Origin of the sequence: Paracidovorax avenae ATCC 19860 (genome assembly GCF_000176855.2) — a bacterium.
GTDB classification, from domain to species: domain Bacteria; phylum Pseudomonadota; class Gammaproteobacteria; order Burkholderiales; family Burkholderiaceae_C; genus Paracidovorax; species Paracidovorax avenae.
This window is the reverse complement of sequence record NC_015138.1, coordinates 3,470,535-3,485,184: the sequence shown is the minus strand read 5'-3', so window position 1 is coordinate 3,485,184 and position 14,650 is coordinate 3,470,535. Positions and strand designations below refer to the sequence as shown.

General features: G+C 68.6%; 14 protein-coding genes. 8 read left to right on the top strand and 6 right to left on the bottom strand.

The genetic code is table 11. The features are described from left to right. Positions 1 to 131: 131 nt before the first annotated feature. Positions 132 to 1,661, bottom strand: a complete 1,530-nt coding sequence (locus tag ACAV_RS15265) for a UxaA family hydrolase (RefSeq protein ID WP_013595471.1) — start codon at positions 1,659 to 1,661, stop codon at positions 132 to 134. Between the two features lie 66 nt (positions 1,662 to 1,727). After that, entirely contained in the window at positions 1,728 to 2,726 is a 999-nt protein-coding gene (locus ACAV_RS15260; RefSeq protein WP_013595470.1) for a Bug family tripartite tricarboxylate transporter substrate binding protein, read from the bottom strand. Between the two features lie 231 nt (positions 2,727 to 2,957). Here ACAV_RS15260 and ACAV_RS15255 point away from each other — a divergent pair, with 231 nt between their 5' ends. From ACAV_RS15255 to ACAV_RS15240, 4 genes are all read left to right on the top strand, one after another. Then, positions 2,958 to 3,908, top strand: a complete 951-nt coding sequence (locus ACAV_RS15255) for an IS110 family transposase (protein WP_013595469.1) — start codon at positions 2,958 to 2,960, stop codon at positions 3,906 to 3,908. A 126-nt stretch (positions 3,909 to 4,034) separates the two neighbouring features. After that, positions 4,035 to 4,961 (top strand): LysR substrate-binding domain-containing protein, encoded by a 927-nt coding sequence (locus tag ACAV_RS15250; RefSeq protein ID WP_013595468.1) that lies wholly within the window; start codon positions 4,035 to 4,037, stop codon positions 4,959 to 4,961. Positions 4,962 to 5,121: 160 nt separating this feature from the next. Further along, positions 5,122 to 5,574: a hypothetical protein gene (locus ACAV_RS25120; protein WP_225981429.1), complete on the top strand. Its 453-nt coding sequence runs from the start codon at positions 5,122 to 5,124 to the stop codon at positions 5,572 to 5,574. Positions 5,575 to 5,678: 104 nt separating this feature from the next. Then, positions 5,679 to 6,071 (top strand): hypothetical protein, encoded by a 393-nt coding sequence (locus ACAV_RS15240; protein WP_013595466.1) that lies wholly within the window; start codon positions 5,679 to 5,681, stop codon positions 6,069 to 6,071. Positions 6,072 to 6,104: 33 nt separating this feature from the next. Here ACAV_RS15240 and ACAV_RS15235 read toward each other — a convergent pair whose 3' ends face one another. Further along, a complete protein-coding gene (locus ACAV_RS15235) occupies positions 6,105 to 7,043 on the bottom strand; it encodes a LysR family transcriptional regulator (protein WP_013595465.1) in 939 nt (312 codons plus the stop codon). Positions 7,044 to 7,139: 96 nt separating this feature from the next. On the opposite strand from ACAV_RS15235, the gene ACAV_RS15230 reads away from it, so the two are divergent. After that, positions 7,140 to 8,273, top strand: a complete 1,134-nt coding sequence (locus ACAV_RS15230) for a DSD1 family PLP-dependent enzyme (RefSeq protein ID WP_013595464.1) — start codon at positions 7,140 to 7,142, stop codon at positions 8,271 to 8,273. Here the strand turns inward: ACAV_RS15230 and ACAV_RS15225 are convergent. The 3 genes from ACAV_RS15225 to ACAV_RS15215 form a co-directional block, all read right to left on the bottom strand. Beyond that, entirely contained in the window at positions 8,261 to 9,748 is a 1,488-nt protein-coding gene (locus ACAV_RS15225) for an MFS transporter (protein ID WP_013595463.1), read from the bottom strand. The two genes, ACAV_RS15230 and ACAV_RS15225, sit on opposite strands and share 13 nt — an antisense overlap. A gap of 110 nt (positions 9,749 to 9,858) precedes the next feature. Beyond that, positions 9,859 to 10,908: a patatin-like phospholipase family protein gene (locus tag ACAV_RS15220; protein WP_013595462.1), complete on the bottom strand. Its 1,050-nt coding sequence runs from the start codon at positions 10,906 to 10,908 to the stop codon at positions 9,859 to 9,861. A 96-nt stretch (positions 10,909 to 11,004) separates the two neighbouring features. Continuing rightward, on the bottom strand, positions 11,005 to 12,102 hold the full coding sequence (locus ACAV_RS15215) for a tartrate dehydrogenase (protein WP_013595461.1): 1,098 nt from the start codon (positions 12,100 to 12,102) through the stop codon (positions 11,005 to 11,007). A 142-nt stretch (positions 12,103 to 12,244) separates the two neighbouring features. Between ACAV_RS15215 and ACAV_RS15210 the strand changes: the two genes are divergently transcribed. The 3 genes from ACAV_RS15210 to ACAV_RS15200 all read left to right on the top strand — a co-directional run bounded on the left by ACAV_RS15210 (position 12,245) and on the right by ACAV_RS15200 (position 14,620). Beyond that, positions 12,245 to 13,162: a LysR substrate-binding domain-containing protein gene (locus ACAV_RS15210; RefSeq protein WP_013595460.1), complete on the top strand. Its 918-nt coding sequence runs from the start codon at positions 12,245 to 12,247 to the stop codon at positions 13,160 to 13,162. Further along, the gene (locus ACAV_RS15205; RefSeq protein WP_013595459.1) at positions 13,159 to 13,872 is read left to right on the top strand and encodes a helix-turn-helix transcriptional regulator; all 714 of its coding nucleotides are present in this window, start codon (positions 13,159 to 13,161) and stop codon (positions 13,870 to 13,872) included. The genes ACAV_RS15210 and ACAV_RS15205 overlap by 4 nt, the downstream gene beginning before the upstream one ends. Positions 13,873 to 13,936: 64 nt before the next feature. Continuing rightward, a complete protein-coding gene (locus ACAV_RS15200; RefSeq protein WP_013595458.1) occupies positions 13,937 to 14,620 on the top strand; it encodes a glutathione S-transferase family protein in 684 nt (227 codons plus the stop codon). Positions 14,621 to 14,650 lie beyond the last annotated feature (30 nt).

Genomic DNA, 14,650 nt, shown 5'->3' with positions numbered 1-14,650 from the left:
AGGGAAACAAGAGGAGTTCGGTGGCAGCGGCCATCCTATCGGTGCCGCATCTGGCGGTGGAGGTATCGTGTCGCGGTGGTGCCTGGGCCGTAACGCCGCGTTGCCTGGCCGCACGGCCTCGGCGCCGGGGCTCAGCTCACGATGCCCAGGTGCCAGGGCACGAACTCGTGGTCGCCCAGGCCCAGCAGTTCGCTCTTGGTCGCCTCGCCGCTCGCATGCCGCAGGATCTGCGCGAAGATGCGCTCGCCCATCTCGGGCACCGTGAGTTCGCCGTCCAGGATCACGCCGCAGTTGATGTCCATGTCCTCTTCCAGGCGGCGGTACATGGGCGTGTTGCTGGCGAGCTTGATGGTCGGTGCCGGCTTGCTGCCGAACATCGAGCCGCGCCCGGTGGTGAAGCAGATGAGCTGCGCGCCACTCGCGATCTGGCCGGTGGCCGCCACCGGGTCGTAGCCCGGCGAGTCCATGAACACGAAGCCGCTCTCGTCGATGCGCTCGGCGTATTCGTACACCGCGCGCAGCGGCGTGGTGCCGCCCTTCATCGCGCTGCCTAGAGATTTCTCGAAGATGTTCGCCAGGCCGCCGGCCTGGTTGCCGTGGCCCACCACGCCGTTGAACTGCGCGTTCTGCCCGGCCGCGTAGCGCTCCCACCAGGCCAGGCGGTCCAGCAGCTTCTGGCCCACTGCGGGGCTGATGGCGCGGCGCGTGAGCATGAACTCCACGCCGTGGATTTCCGGCGTTTCCGACAGGATGGCGGTGCCGCCGTGGCGCACGAGCACATCCATCGCAGCGCCCAGCGCCGGGTTGGCGGTAATGCCCGAGAAACCGTCCGATCCGCCGCATTCCAGCCCGATCTTCAGGTGGCTGGCGGGCACCGTGCTGCGGCGCGCCCCGTTGGCTGCCGGCAGCATCTCCTCGATCGCCGCGATGCCCGCCGCGATGGTCGCGCGCGTGCCGCCCACGTCCTGCATCACCAGCGTGCGCATCAGCCGGCCGCGCTCCAGTCCCTGGGATTCGACCAGCCCGTCCACCTGGTTGCGCTCGCAGCCCAAACCGACGATCAGCACGCCCGCCAGGTTCGGGTGGCGGGCGTAGCCTGCCAGCGTGCGCCGCAGCACGTCGAAATGCTCGCTGGGCGACGACATGCCGCAGCCGCTGGTCTGAGCGAACGCCACCACGCCGTCCACGTGCGGAAAGCCCCGCAGGCGCTCGGGCGTGAAATGCGCGGCGATCTGCTTGATGACCGTGGCGGAGCAGTTCACCGACGACAGGATGCCGATGAAGTTACGCGTACCCACGGAGCCGTCCGCGCGCACGAAGCCCTGGAAGGTCGCGCGCCCGGCCTCGGGCACGTATTCCACCGGCCGTACGTCCGCGCCGAACGCCGGGTCGCGGTAATAGTCCACGAGCTCCAGGTTGTGGCTGTGCACATACTCGCCCGGCTCCAGGTCGCGCGTCGCCACCCCGATCACGGTGTCGTACTTCTTCACCTGCTCGCCCTGCGCGATGCGCCGCGCGGCGATCTTGTGCCCGGGTGGCACCTGCGCGCGCGCCCGCACGCCCAGCTCGGGAATCTCCTGCCCCAGCGCCAGCCCGGTCTTGGCGACGAGCACGTTGTCGTTGGGATGCAGGTGCAGCAGTGGACTGTCAAGGCCGGGCATGCGGGGCTTTCATCATGGGGTATGGCGTGTGGATGGGATGGTGGGGGTCATGCCAGGCGGCGGGAGTCACCCCTTCATCAGCTCTCGCAATTTCAGCTTGTCGATGAGCACCGTTTCCTTGGCATAGACGGTGTTGACGTACTTCTCGTAGTCCGGTCCGTCCAGGTAGAGCACGGGGGCGTCGAGCTTGTCGGCCACCGCCTTGAACTCGGGGCTGGCCACGGCCTGGCGGAACGCATCGCGCAGCTTCGCGGTGACGGCCGGGTCCAGCCCCCGGGGCGCGCCGATGCCGTTGGGTGCATCCACCACCACGTCCCACCCGAGCTCGCGCAGCGTGGGCACGTCCTTGAAGCGCGCCGTGCGCTGTTCGCCCCAGGTGGCCAGCAGGCGCAGCTTGCCGGACTCCACGTGCGGCGCCCAGGAGCTGGAGTCGGCCAGCGCATCCACATGGCCACCCAGCACGCCCTGCAGTGCTTCGGCGCCGCCCTTGTAGGGCACGTGGTTCAGCTGGATGCCCGCCACGCTGGCGAATTCCTCCATGCCCACGTGCGTCGCGCCGCCCACCCCCGCATGCGCATATGTCACCTTGCCCGGATGGGCCTTCGCGTAATCCACGAAATCCTTGAGCGTCCTGAACGGCGAGTTGGCCGGCACCGCGATGCCGAAGGTCTGGCCCGAGGTGCGGGCGATGTAGGTGAAGTCCTTGCGCGGATCGGCCTGCAGCGTGCCCAGCTGCGAGAAGCGCGTGACCGAGATCGGGATCTGCCCGATGGTGTAGCCGTCCGGCTTCGCGGCGGCCAGCGCCTTGGATCCGATCATGCCGGAGGCGCCGGCCCGGTTCTCCACGGCGATCGCCTGGCCCAGGATGCGTCCCGCGACCGTGCACAGCGTGCGCATCGACTGGTCCGCCGTGCCACCGGCCGGCCAGGGGCAGATGAAGGTGATCGGGCGGTCGGGGTAGGTGCCCTGCGCGAGCAGGCGCGCGGGCGCGGAGGCGAGGGCGAGCGTGGCGGTGCCGAAGGCGCCCAGCATGAGCTGGCGCCGGCCGCAGCGTGGGGTCTGCATGGATATGTCTCCTTATATGTCTCAGTTGGTTCAAACTTCAGTCGTCAAGGCAGGCCGGCCGGCCTTGGCCACTGAACGGGTTGACTCACCGCCGCGCAGCCTGTGTCTCCTGCGAGCGCGAGCTCGAATGACAGCCCAGGGCGCACGGTGGTGGTCCCTTTGTTCTGCCGCATCCCGAATGGTTGACCGAACACATTTCGTATTCGTAAGGCTGGGAGTTGGAGAACCGCTATGAGTGAACTCGTCTACGTGGGCATCGATATCGCCAAGAACAGCTTCGAAGTGGCTGTCACGGGCGAACTGCAGACGCTCAATCTGGCCAACGACGAAGCCGGCCATGCCCAGCTGTGCCAATGGCTCGCACCGCTGGCGCCCAGGCTCATCCTGATGGAGGCCACCGGCGGCTATGAGCAAGACCTCGCGCTGGCCTTGGCGGGCGCGGGCTTGCACGTGTCGGTGGTCAACCCTCGCCAGGCACGCGACTTCGCGCGCTGCGTGGGCAAGCTGGCCAAGACCGACCGCATCGACGCGCAAGCTCTGCGCAGCTTTGCCTCGATGCTCGATGCGCAAGGCCACCAGCCTCGTGCCCTGGCCGACGACGAGCGCCGCGAGCTCACGGCCCTGGTGGTGCGCCGCAGGCAACTGCTGACCATGCTGGTGTCCGAGCGCCAGCGCCTGGGCGTGGCCCACCGCAAGGCCAAGCCCAGCATCCTGGCGATCATGGATGCCATCGCGGCGCAATTGCACGATGTCGATGACGAGCTCAAGGCGCATGTCCAGACTCACCACGCCGACCTGGCCAAACTGCTGACCTCGGTCAAGGGCGTGGGGCCGACGACCGCCTGCACGTTGCTGGCGCAACTTCCCGAACTCGGCCAGCTCAATCGCAAGCAGATCACGGCCCTGGTCGGTCTGGCGCCCATGAACCGCGACTCGGGCACGCTCAGGGGCCAGCGCCACATCTTCGGTGGCCGCGCCGACGTGCGGCGCGTGCTCTACGTCGCAGCCTTGGTCGGCACGCGCTTCAACCCCGTCCTCAAGGCGTTCTACGCCAAGCTGCTGGCCGCGGGCAAAGCCAAGAAGTTCGCCCTCGTGGCATGCATGCACAAGCTGCTGGTCATCCTGAACGCGATCGCTCGCACCAGGTCGCCCTGGCGCGATGACTTTGCTGAGCGTCTTTGAGCTAGTCATTCAAGATGGTTGCTGTTTTTTATCGGTCGGTGAGGACAGCGCCATTGTTCAGAAGCAGGACATGCCAATCCAATGAAAATACGGACTGCCTTCATAACCTCCAAGGAATGACCGGAAATGCCCAGGATCGATCGCGTACTGCGCTCCAACCTCAAGCTGCGGCACCTGCAGATGCTGGTCGCGCTCGACCAGTTCCGGCATGTCGGGCGTGCGGCCGAATTCCTGTCCGTCACGCAACCCGCCGTCTCCAAGACGCTGGCCGAGATCGAGCGCATGTTCGGCCTGCCCCTGTTCGAGCGCTCCACCCGCGGCACCGAGCCCACCGCCGCGGGCGCCAGCGTGGTGCGCTTCGCGCGCTCCGTGCTCGCCGGCTACGAGCGCACGCGCGACGAGATCGCCGCCGAGGCCAGCGGCGCCCGCGGCCGCACCAGCGTGGGCGCCATGGTGGCCGCCACCCCGGTGCTGCTCGCGCAGGCCGTGGAGCGGCTCAAGGCCCGCTCCCCCCAGGTGACCGTCCTCATCGAGGAAGGCGACCTGACCCGCCTGCTGCCCAAGCTGCGCCTGGGGGAACTGGACCTGTTCGTCGGCCGCCTGGAGCCCGGCTACGCCTCGCCCGACCTGGAAACCGAAGCGCTCTACGACGATCCCATGGTCGCCGTCGTGCGCCCCGGCCACCCGCTGGCCCGCAGGCGCCAGCCCCGCTGGTCCGACATCGCCGCCCAGCCCTGCGTGCTGCCCCCGCCCTGGGCCTCGCTGCGCGTGAAGCTGGAGCAGCAGTTCTTCGCCCACGGCCTGCACCCGCCCGCCGACATCGTCGAATCGGCCTCGTTCCTGTCGCAGATCACCTTCGTCCACCAGCGCGGCGCCGTCGCCTTCATGGCGGGCACCGTGGCGAGGCATTTCGCGCAGCAGGGACTGGTGGCGGTGCTCAGGCTGCCCGTGCCGGTGGAGCTGCCGCCGGTGGGGATCATCCGGATGCGGGGGCAGGAGGGGACGGCGGTGACGGAGGCGCTGGTGGAATGCCTGAGGGAGAGGCAAAATTAGAAGCACCCAACACGGCGGTTGGCGCCATTGCCCCCGTCGCCCGTGTCGTTCGCTCATCGCATGGTTCCTGCGCGCAATCGTTTCTTCATGGGCGCATTGCAGCTGGGACTCCCATCAAGGATTCGCGAAGGTATTCCGCATTTTTCAAAGATTTTTCTTCATGGCCGCCTGCTTCAATTGCCGTGCATACATCCATCTGGCGGATGACAGTTGCCCTTACTGCGGCTCGATTTTCAGGCCGGGTACCTGGCGAACCGCGTCCGATCTCATCGAACCGGCGAAGGGTGGTTGGGGTTTAAACCCGGAGACCCTGCGTGGTCGCTGGTTTGCCGGCATGAGCCTCGCGGTCCCGGTATGGGTACCTCTGGCCATGGGCCTGCTGCTGGGTTCACAACCCGGTGGCGCGATGGGGCTGATGATGCTCCTGTTCCTGTTCGTTTTCATTCCCGGCGTTTACGTCATTGCCAACCTGCCTCGCTGGCATGGCGTTGCCAGGCTGATCGCCTGCCTCGCATACGTGGTCGTCGCAGAGGTCACTGCATTCCTGATGCTCTCCGGCGTGGATTGGTTCTGGAGACACGCCGTGCATCTAATATGGCAGACCGGGTATTGATGATTTCATGCAGGGAAAGCGCGTACTCTGGGCAGGTGCGATGGCATGTGGATGCACGCGGGGTGCCGGCCGGGCTGGCTGGCTTTGAAGTGGACTGACCTGTGATGAAAGTATTTGCCGAGCTTGTTGGAAAGTATGCGAAGTATTTATTTATCGCTTCCGGACTCGCTTCTCTGGCCTTGTGCATTTTTTGCCTCATACACATCCCTGTCATCAAGGTGAGCACGCCATCTGCGGTGGCGTATATCAAGAAAGTGATGGATGGCAAGGGGCTGGTTGAAAGCGAGCGGAAGACGGTTGATTTTGAATTGAACCAGATTCTTTTCAATGATTCCCGATACCGGATGGTGCACTCCGGGCTCTGGCACGCCGGGGTGTATGGATTCGGGATACTGGGGCTGATCCATCTGCTCCTGGGTCTGGTGATGGTCCGTGCCGAAAAGCGCGCACACCGGACTGGCGGGTCGGTTGGCGCACAAGGTAAATCCCACCAGTAGAGCAGAACGCCACGATGCAGCGCGCGTTCTGGGTTATCCGGAGCCCGCGCGCCACGGCACCGGATCCAGCGCCGCCCTGCAGGCCTCGATGAATACGCGCAGCCGGGCCGGCACCCCGTTGCGCACCGGCGTGAGCGCCATGACGGGCGCTGCCTCCATGTGCCAGCCGGGGAGCAGGCGCACCAGGCGACCCTCGGCGATGAGAGGGCCGGCCTCCCATTCCGAGCGCGCCACGATGCCGAGGCCGTCCAGGGCCCACTGGGTGACCACAGTGCCGTCGTTGGACGAGAGCCGCCCCGCCACGCGCACGGAAACGCCCTTCCGCGGGGCCGATCCTTCCTGCCCCGCCGATGACGGCAGGAACCGCCAGCGGGTGACGTCCTCGTCGTTTTCCGCCAGGCACAGGCAGGGCTGCTCCGCCAGCTGCGACGGGTGGACAAGCGGCGCCTCGAGCCGCCGGACGAAGGCGGGGCTGGCGCACAGCAGGCGATCGTTGGGGGCCAGCAGGTGGCCGATCCATGACGAATCCTTCGGCATCCCGATATGGATCACGACGTCGTGCGCGGCCGCGTCGCGCAACGGATGTTCGGAGAGCTGCAGCGCGATGGCCAGGGCAGGATGGGCAAGGTGCATGGCGCGCACGATCCGCGCCATGTACTGCCTCCCGAAGCCGAAGGGGGCGGCGACGCGCAGCCGCCCGGCCATCGCATGGGCCTCGCTGCCGATCCGCCCGGGCAGCGATTCGACGCGCTCCAATACATCCTTCGCCTCTTCCAGCAGCCGCCGGCCCTCATCGGTGAGGGTGATGCCTCGCGCGCCGCGCACGGCCAGGTGAATGCCCAGGGAGGCTTCCAGGCGCTTCAGGCGCACGGTCAGCGCGGGCGGGGTCAGGTCCAGAAGGCGCGCTGCGCCCGCGAGGGAGCCGCAACTGCCCAGCGCCCGGACCATGCGCAGGTCATCGAGTTCGATCATTCACTGCAGTTCAATGCTGGAGTTGCCTGGTGTTAAACACAAATGTAGTCCACGAATCTACATTGGCGCGGTACCCATCTTCCACGGAGCCAGCCGATGACCACCATCCACGAACTGGGCACGCCCAGCGCACTTATCGACACGCAGCGCATGGAGCGCAACATCCGCCGCATGCAGGACCGCATGCAGGCGATGGGGGTGCGCTTCCGCCCCCACGCCAAGACGACCAAGTGCCTGCCGGTCGTGCAGGCGCAGATCGCGGCGGGCGCGCAGGGCATCACGGTATCGACGCTCAAGGAGGCCGAGCAGTTCTTCGAGGCCGGCATCCAGGACATCCTCTATGCGGTGGGCATGGTCCCCGGCAAGCTGGGGCAGGCGCTCGCGCTGCGCCAGCGCGGCTGCCAGCTGAAGATCATCACGGACAGCGTCGCTGCCGCCCGCGAGATCGGCCGCTTCGGTGCGGCCCATGGCGCCGTCTTCGAGGTGTGGATCGAGATCGACACCGATGGCCACCGCTCAGGCATCAAGCCGGAGGAAGACGCGTTGCTGCAGGTCGCGAACGTGCTGCGGGACGCCGGCATGGTGGTGGGGGGCGTGCTGGCGCATGCGGGCTCCAGCTATGACCATGACGATCCCCAGGCGCTGCGGGCCATCTCCGAGCAGGAGCGGGCCGGTGCCGTGCGTGCGGCGCAGCGGCTGCGCGAGGCCGGCTTTGCCTGCCCCGTGGTGAGCATCGGTTCGACGCCGACTGCCCTGGCGGCGGAGGACCTGGAGGGCGTGACCGAAGTGCGTGCCGGCGTGTACGTGTTTTTCGACCTGGTGATGCGCAACGTGGGCGTGTGCGGGCTGGACGACATCGCGCTGAGCGTGCTCACGACCGTGATCGGCCATCAGGAGGAAAAGGGCTGGGCGATCGTCGATGCCGGCTGGATGGCGATGAGCCGCGACCGTGGCACGCAGAAGCAGAAGCAGGATTTCGGCTTCGGCCAGGCGTGCCGCGAGGATGGAACGGTGCTGGAGGGCTACACCCTGAGCGGCGCCAACCAGGAGCACGGCATCCTCTCGAGGGCCGGCGAGCCCGATGGCCGCATCGCCGAGCGCTTTCCCCTCGGCACGCGGTTGCGCATCCTGCCCAACCACGCCTGCGCCACCGGCGCGCAGCATCCCGAATACCACGCGATCGGCCCCGACGGGCGGGCCAGGGCCTGGCCCCGCTTCTATGGCTGGTGACCGGAGTGCAGCGGCGGCGCGATCTCTTCCAGCGATTTCCGCTCGGCATCCACCGCCCAGCGCCACGTCACGCCTGCCGCCAGCAGCACCAGCGCCGCGCCCAGCAGGTAGCCGATGAAGACGTTCTCCCGGCTGCCCGTATCGATGAGCGCGCCGAACAGGGCCGGTGCCGCGAAACCGCCCACGCCCGTGCCCACGGCGTAGAAGAGGGAAATCGCCAGCGCGCGCATCTCCAGCGGGAACACCTCGCTCACGGTGAGGTAGGCGGAGCTCGCGGCGGCCGACGCCAGGAAGAACACCACCGACCAGGCCACGGTCTGCGTGGTGGCATCCAGCCAGCCGTTCATGAAGCCCAGGCCCGTGATCGCGAGCGCGATGCCCGCGAGCGCATAGGTGGCCGTGATCATGACGCGCCGCCCGATGCGGTCGAACAGGGGGCCCAGCAGCAGCGGGCCCAGCACGTTTCCGGCGGCGAAGGGGAAGATGTAGAGGCCCACGCGGCTGGCGTCCACGCCGTAGAAGCGCGTCAGCACGAGCGCGTAGGTGAAGAAGATCGCGTTGTAGAAGAACGCCTGCGACACCATCAGTGCCAGCACCACGGCGCTGCGCTCCGGGTAGCGGCGCAGCAGTACCTGGACCACCTGCGACGCGGAGGGCAGCGTGCGGCGGCCGGGAGGAACTGCCGGGCCAGCCGTGGCTGCCTTGGCGGCGACGGCTTCGTGGAGCATGGCAGGGCCGGCCGTGGCCGCGGGCCCGGCTGGGCGCGGATGCGCGGTGCCATGCACGCTGCGTTCGATGTCCGCCACGATGCGTTCGGCCTCGTCGGCGCGGCCGTGGGTGATCAGCCAGCGCGGGCTTTCCGGCACGTGCCGGCGTACCAGCAGCACGGCGGCGCCCAGCAGCGCACCCATGAGGAACGCTGCCCGCCATCCGTGTTCCGGGCCCAGCACGCGGGCATCCAGCAGCACGAGGCTCAGGGCGGCCCCCAGGGCCGCGCCCAGCCAGAAGCTGCCGTTGATGGCCAGGTTCACGCGGCCGCGCACCCGTGCGGGAATGAGTTCGTCGATGGCGGAATTGATCGCCGCGTATTCGCCGCCGATGCCGATGCCCGTCAGGAAGCGGCACAGCGCGAAGGCGGCGAAACTGCTGGTGAAGGCCGTGGCCACGGTCGCCACCATGTACACCGTCAGGGTCAGCATGAAGAGGCGCTTGCGTCCCAGCGCGTCCGCCATGCGGCCGAACACGAGGGCGCCGAGCACCGCGCCGCCCACATACAGAGAGGCCGTCCACCCCACCTGCGACGCCGTCAGCCCGAGCGTGTCCGGGCGCTCCAGCGCGCTGCCCAATGAACCGACGATGGTCACTTCCAGCCCGTCGAGCACCCAGGCGATGCCCAGCGCGATCACCACGCGCCAGTGCCAGGCGGACCAGGGAAGCCGATCGAGACGGGCGGGGATATCGCTGCCGAGGGACATGGCGGCACCATACGGGTGCCGTGCCGTGTCCGCCGTAGGATGCGGGCGCAAATGGCGGCGTGCCTGCCGCGCCGCGGGCCGCAGCGGATGGCCGAAAGGAAGCAGCAGGGTCAGGGGGCCGCGGCTGGGCAGGAACCGTCCAGCCCCGCCAGTCCCGCGAGCTTCTGCAGGCGCGAGCGCTGCTCCAGGCAGGCCTGGTGCTGCGCCTCGATCGCCTTCTGCTGTGCGAGCCGCGTGGCCTCGGCGCGCGCTGTCTGCAGTTGCGCCACCCGCTCGCGGATCTGCGGCATGGCGGCGAGGGCGGCTTTCTCGCCCTCCAGGATGGCGCTGGCGCGCTGCGTGAAGTCGGCCGCGCCGATGTCCAGCACCTGCGGGCGGACGACCACGTCGGCCCGCGCGAGTTCGGCCTGGCCGAGCTTCTGGCCCATGATCGCGATCGACTGGCCCAGGGTGCCGAGCATGCCGGCAGGCGCCTGGCCGCGGGCCTTGTTGGAGATGTCCACGGCGACCACGATGTCGGCCCCCAGCTGGCGCGCCGCGTCCACCGGCACCGGACTGACCACGCCGCCGTCCACGAAGTGGTATTTGCCGATCGCCACGGGCTGGAACACGCCAGGGATGCTGCTGGAGGCGCGCACCGCCTGGCCGGTATTGCCGCGCGTGAACACCGTGCGCTCGCCGTCTTCCAGGCGCGTGGCCACGGCGGCGAAAGGCTTGGGCAGTTGCTCGATGGGCCGGTTGCGGACCTGCGCGTTCACATAGTCCTCGAGCTTCTGGCCGAGCACGAGCCCGCCGGAGGACAGCTGCAGGTCGCGGATCTTCGCTTCGTCGAGCGCCACGGCCTTTTCCTGCAACTCGAAGGCGTTCATGCCGCTCGCGTACAGCGCGCCCACCACGCTGCCTGCGCTGGTGCCGGCCACCACGGCGGGCGCCAAACCGTTGGCCTCCAGCATCTTGATGACGCCGATGTGCGCGAAGCCCTTGGCCGCGCCGCCGCCCAGCGCGATGCCCACCTTGATGGGGGCTGGCGACGGAGCGGCAGTGGCCTGGGCCGGTACGGCGGAAGAGGTGGCAGGGCTGGCGGGCGGCGCACTGCCGCAGGCGGCCAGAGCCGCCGCACTCAGGAGGACCAGGGGGCGCAACAGGGCGTTCGATCGCATGCCGGCAGGAAAACGCTGTGGGGAAGCAGCCAGTTTATCGGGCTGCTGCCCATCCTGCGCACGTGGGGTCGAGGGGCCGCCGTGCAGTCCCGCCGGTCAGCCCCGGGCGATGGCCGCCGCGATGGCCTCGCCCACCTGCGTGGTATTGGCCGTGCCGCCCAGGTCCGGCGTCTTCGGGCCGCTCCTGATCACCTCTTCGATCGCCGCGACGATCGCATCGTGCGCCTGCCGCCCTGCGCCCTGGCCCTGCGTCAGGAAGTCCAGCATCAGCGCACCCGACCACACCATCGCGATCGGGTTGGCGATGTTCCTGCCGTAGATGTCCGGTGCCGAGCCGTGCACCGGCTCGAACAGGCTCGGGAACGTGCGCTCGGGGTTCAGGTTGGCCGACGGCGCCAGGCCGATCGTGCCGGTGGTCGCCGGGCCCAGGTCCGACAGGATGTCGCCGAACAGGTTCGTCGCGGCCACCACGTCGAAGCGCCCGGGCTGCAGCACGAAGCGCGCCGTCAGGATGTCGATGTGCTGCTTGTCCAGCGTGATGCCGGGGTAGCCCTTGGCCACGTCGTCTGCACGCTGGTCCCACCAGGGCATGCTGATGGCGATGCCGTTGCTCTTGGTGGCGAGCGTCACGTGTTTCTTCGGGCGGCTCTGGGCGAGGTCGAAGGCGAACTTCAGCAGCCGTTCGGCGCCCTTGCGCGAATACACCGACTCCTGGATCACGATCTCGCGGTCCGTGCCCTCGTACATGATGCCGCCCAGCGAGGTGTACTCGCCCTCGGTGTTCTCGCGCACCACGTAGTAGTCGATGTCGCCGGGCTTGCGGCCGGCCAGCGGGCAGGGCACGCCCTCGAACAGGCGCACGGGGCGCAGGTTGATGTACTGGTCGAACTCGCGGCGGAACTTCAGCAGCGATCCCCAGAGCGAGACATGGTCGGGCACGGTGGCGGGCCAGCCGACGGCGCCGAAGAAGATCGCGTCCATGCCCTGCAACTGCGCCTTCCAGTCGTCGGGCATCATCTTTCCGTGGGCGAGGTAGTAGTCGCAGCTCGCCCAGTCGAAGGTGTGCAGTTCCAGCGCGATGCCGAAACGGTCGGCGGCCGCCTGGGTGGCGCGCAGGCCTTCGGGCATGACTTCCTTGCCGATGCCGTCGCCGGGCAGGACGGCGATCTTGAACGTGTGGGTAGGGCTGGACATGTGCGGGGTCTCCTGGAATCGGCTGTGAAAATGGAACGGGAGGCGGGGCAGCGAAGAAGCCGGTCCGCCAGCATGCCGCCGATTCTTCGGCAAACCGCGTCGCAATACAATCCGCCACCCGTGGTCCCATTGTTCACATATCGTGCATAAAACGCCCGCGACCGATGACCTGCGTGTCTTCACCGCAGTGGTCCGCAAGGCCAGCTTCGCCGAGGCGGCCACAGAACTGGGCGCTTCGCCGGCCTATGTCAGCAAGCGCATCCGCCTGCTCGAGGAAGAACTGGCGGTGAAGCTGCTGCACCGCACGACGCGCCGCGTGGCGGTGACGGAGGAGGGCGAGCGCGTCTTCCACTGGGCGCAGCGCATCCTGGACGATTGGGACCAGTTGCTGCAGGAGGTGGCCGTGACGCGGCGCGAGCCCCGCGGACTGCTCCGGCTGAGCTGCAGTTTCGGCTTCGGGCGGCGCATCGTGGCGCCCGCGGTGTCGCGGCTGGTGGAGCGCCATCCGGGCCTGCAGGTGCGGCTCGAGGTGTTCGACAGGCTGGTGGACGTGGCGGGGGAGGGGTTCGACCTGGACATCCGCGTGGGCGACGAGATCGCCCCGCACCTGATCGCCCGCCGGCTGGCGGGCAACCATCGCGTGCTGTGCGCGGCGCCGGCCTACCTGGCACGCAAGGGCATGCCCCGGGCGGTGGACGACCTGGCCAGCCACGATTGCCTGGTGATCAAGGAGCGCGACCATCCCTTCGGCGTCTGGCGGCTGCGCAGCGGCGCGGCGGACCGCACGGTGAAGGTGCGCGGGCCGCTGTCGGCCAACCATGGCGAAATGGCCGTGCAATGGGCCGTGGACGGGCGCGGCATCGTGCTGCGGTCCCTGTGGGATGTCGGGCCCGACTTGGCCGCAGGCCGCCTGGTGCGTGTGCTGCCCGAATGGCAGCAGGAGGCCAATGTCTGGGCGGTGTACCCCACGCGGCTGGAGCGTTCGGCCAAGGTGCGCGTGTGCGTGGAGTTCCTGCAGGCCCATTTCTCGCAGGAAACATGGGGGAGCGAAGCGGCATGAATCGTCCCGTCCGTTCCGCCCGGCTGCTGCAGCTGCTCGATGAACTGCGCCGCTGCCGCAGCCCCGTCTCCGGCGCCCGGCTGGCCGAGCGCCTGGGCGTGAGCCTGCGCACGCTGTACCGCGACATCGCCGTGCTCCGGGCGCAGGGCGCCGACGTGGCGGGCGATGCGGGCGTCGGCTACCAGCTGCGCCCAGGCTTCCTGTTGCCGCCGATGATGTTTCCACCCGAGGAGCTGGAGGCGCTGCTGCTGGGCGCGCGCTGGGTGGCCGCGCATGCCGATCCGGTGCTGGCCCGCGCGGCGGCGCAAGGCATGGAACGGATTGCCAGCACCCTGCCGGCCCTGCTGCGTCTCGAAGTGGAGACCAGTGGATTGTTCGCGCCCCAGTGGGCGGGCCCGCCGCCCGAGCCGTGGCTGGGGACCTTGCGCCACGCGATCCGGGCGGGCCATGCCGTGCGCATGCGCTACACGGATGCGGACGGCACCGTGACCGAGCGGGTGGTGTGGCCCTTCGCCATGGCATTCCTCGACCGGATGCGCTTGCTGGCGGGATGGTGCGAGCTGCGCCAGGATTTCCGCCATTTCCGGGCCGACCGGGTGCTGGCGCTGGAGGATACCGGCGTGCGCTACCCGGCCCAGCGCCACGACCTCCTGCGGCGGTGGCGCAGGGAGCGCCTGCCGGCCGGCAGCGATGCGCGGGACCTGGCCTGACTGCTGACAGGATCTGACAGCGGCGGCGCGCACACTGCGGGCTCTTTCCACCCTGGAGCTTCCGATGAGCACTGAATCCCTGACCTTCTACACCCATCCCATGTCCCGCGGCCGGGTCAGCCGCTGGATGCTGGAGGAAACCGGCCTGCCGTACGAGGAGGTCATCCTGGACTACGGCAGCACCATGAAGTCGCCGGAGTACCTGGCCATCAACCCCATGGGCAAGGTGCCCGCGCTGCGGCACGGCGGAGTGACGGTCACGGAGAATGCCGCCATTTGCACGCACCTGGCGGACCTGGTGCCCGGGAAGGGGCTGCTGCCGCAGCCCGGGTCGCCCCAGCGCGGCCTGTGCTACCGCTGGCTGTTTTTCGCGGCCGGACCGCTGGAGTCGTTCCTCACCGCGCGCAAGTACGGCGCCCTGGCACCCACCTCCGAGGCGGGCTACGGCAACGAGGCCGACCTGCTGAACACCCTGGAGCAGGCGGTAGGCGGCAAGGCGTACCTGGTGGGCGACGGCTTCACCGTGGCCGACCTGTATCTGGCATCGGTCATGGGCTTCTACATGCGCTTCGGGATGCTGGAGCGCAGGGCCGCGTTCGAGGACTATGTGCGTCCGCACCAGCAGCGCCCCGCCGCGCTGCGCGCTGCCGCCCGCGACGAAGCCCTGATGGCCGCCCATCCGCATCCCGCAGCGGCGGCAGCTGCGGCGGCCGCAGCTGCCAGGACGACGGCAACGGCCGCACCATGAAAAACTGCCAGCACTCCCCGGGGAGTGCTG